Annotated in this window: 2 protein-coding genes and 2 pseudogenes; all 4 read right to left on the bottom strand. The window is 69.6% G+C overall.

All coding sequences use genetic code 11. The features are described from left to right. A partial coding sequence (tssG, locus tag CF70_RS20695) for a type VI secretion system baseplate subunit TssG (protein ID WP_035868826.1) occupies positions 1 to 437 on the bottom strand: 437 nt, incomplete at its 3' end. Positions 438 to 511: 74 nt separating this feature from the next. Beyond that, a pseudogene (locus CF70_RS38110) lies at positions 512 to 1,304 on the bottom strand (type VI secretion system baseplate subunit TssF); the annotation flags it as partial. Position 1,305: 1 nt separating this feature from the next. Continuing rightward, positions 1,306 to 1,747 (bottom strand): annotated as a pseudogene (locus CF70_RS38105) (type VI secretion system baseplate subunit TssF); the annotation flags it as partial. Between the two features lie 162 nt (positions 1,748 to 1,909). Then, positions 1,910 to 2,255 (bottom strand): type VI secretion system baseplate subunit TssF (locus CF70_RS38100; protein ID WP_235185133.1); only part of this gene is annotated, 346 nt, incomplete at both ends.

Below are 2,255 nucleotides of genomic sequence, written 5' to 3'. Positions count from 1 at the left end.
CCCGGCTTGCCGAGGCCCAGCCCGAGCAGGCTCAGCAGGTAACACGACACGTCGTCTTGTCCGCCGCGCCGGAAGCCCACCGGATAGCGGTACTTGCGCGCCACGCGGTAGAACTGCGTGACGATCCGGTGGTGGAACAGGTCCAGGAAGGCCGCCAGCGGCTCTGCCCCGTCGCGCCGCTGGGCAACCTCGTCCACGAAGTAGGACGGCATGCGCGCATCCACGCCGTAAAGGCCCAGGAAGGTGGTCCGCACCACCGGCGGCCGCTCGGGGTGGTCGCCATCGTGCTCCACCGCGTCAATCTCCCGCCCCGGGAAGCCCAGCCGCCCATGCGAGCGGAAACGCACCGGTTCATTGGCCGGGGAATCGGTCGTGCCCAGCGGCGGACACTGCGGCGCAGACAACTCGATCAGCTCGCAGAGCCGGAAGAAGTTCATCTGCGGCGCACGGGCGAGCAGCGCGGGCAGCAAGGCGCGCTGCCGCGCCCCCGTTGCAGGCAGGTTCGGCAGGCTCAAAACGGTGCCCCCTCTGCCTTGCTGTCGGGCCATGCGAGCCGCTTGCCGCCTGGCTGCGACACGATCACCAGCCGGGTGTACAGATTCAGCGTGGCATAGAGCGACAGGAAGCGGTTGAGCATCTCGCCGAAGAGCTCGACGTCGCCCTCGCCGGCAAAGCGGGTGCTGTCCAGCACCACCTCGATCTCCACGCCGCGCAGCAGGCCGCCCCTGACGAGCTTTTGCAGGGGCCGGTGCCGCACGTCCGTGATGGCGTCGATGCGCCGGCGGTTCATCTCGCCTTCCGTCCAGTCGTAGAGGGCAAGACTGCCACGCAGGACTTCGGCATCGAGCAGCGACAGGTAGTTTGGCGCCAGGTGCGACAGCACGCGCCAGTGGAAGCGGTCGGCGGTGGGCGGGTACACCGGCAGGGTCGGCGCCGTCAGGTTGCGCACTGTGCCGACGTTGGCGAACCCGTCGCGCATACGCGTGATGCCGGCCTCGCGCAGACCCTTGCGGGGCAGCATGCCGTTGGTGCCCGTGACCGACAGCGACAGCGTCTCCTCGGGCAGGGTCTGTTGCTGCTCCCAGGCATGGCCACCAAGCACCACCCAGGTGTCGAACCTGCCCGAGGGCCCGCGGCGCACGCGGGTGTGGAAGTAGCGCTCCGGCATCTCGTGGCGCAGCATGCCGCCCCGGTGGCGGAAGGCGGCGAACGGCGCGTACTCGAAGCGCGCGCCGCTCGCGGCCTCGAAGCCCCGCACCGTGTCGACCGAGTACGCTTCGACATGCTGCCCGTGTTGCTCCATCNGCGCGCCGCTCGCGGCCTCGAAGCCCCGCACGGTGTCGACCGAGTACGCTTCGACATGCTGCCCGTGTTGCTCCATGGCCCGCACCCGGTACTCGGTCTCGACGTGCGTGACCGTGATCGGGTCGGCTTCCAGTTCGAACAGGTTGATGATGGGCGTGCAGAAGAGCCGCACGTTCTCCGCCGAGAAGCGCATGTCGTCGGGGAACGGGCTGGCCAGCACCACCTCCACGTCAATATGCGCCGTACCTGGCGGGATGGCGCCCATGTCCAGCCCCACCAGGTCCACGAACATGAACTTCTCGGGAAAGGTGAAGTACTCCAGCAGCAGCTGGTAGCCACCAAAGGCATTGTCCGGCTTGGGCCACAGGCGTGCCTGCGCGTCGAAGCCGGCCGCTTCCAGCGCCAGGCCGGGCATCGCCTGGGGCGCGCCCGGGCGTTGCGCNGCAGCGCCAGGCCGGGCATCGCCTGGGGCGCACCCGGGCGTTCGGTCGGGTAGCCGGGGATGCGCACCTGCATGGCCTGCGGCGGGGCGGTGAGCGCGGCGTACAGCGCCAGCGCCAACGGCCGGTCGGCATGCAGGTAGAGCCGCAGGCGCGGCACCGGNCGGTGAGCGCGGCGTACAGCGCCAGCGCCAATGGCCGGTCGGCGTGCAGGTAGAGCCGCAGGCGCGGCACCGCCAGTTGCTCGCGCAGTGCCGGCGCCAGTAGTTCGAGCCTTAGCCGGATCACCGAGCGGCCATCCTCGCGCGCATAGGCGTTGGCCTCGGTCAGGCGCAGCGGATACAAGTCGACCGCTTGCGTGGTCCGGTAGATGCACTCGATGCCGTCATCGCCACCGGCTGCCTGCGTGCCAAGCGGCACCGGGTCGGACAGCACCTCCAGTCCGGCCGGCAGGGTTTCGTGGCGCTGCAACGTGTCAGTGTTCGGGGACAACTCGAGGATCGACAGCGA

The organism is Cupriavidus sp. SK-3 (genome assembly GCF_000611145.1).
Taxonomy (GTDB): domain Bacteria; phylum Pseudomonadota; class Gammaproteobacteria; order Burkholderiales; family Burkholderiaceae; genus Cupriavidus.
Note: the sequence above shows the minus strand (reverse complement) of the source record. Positions and strands in the feature narration are given on the sequence as shown.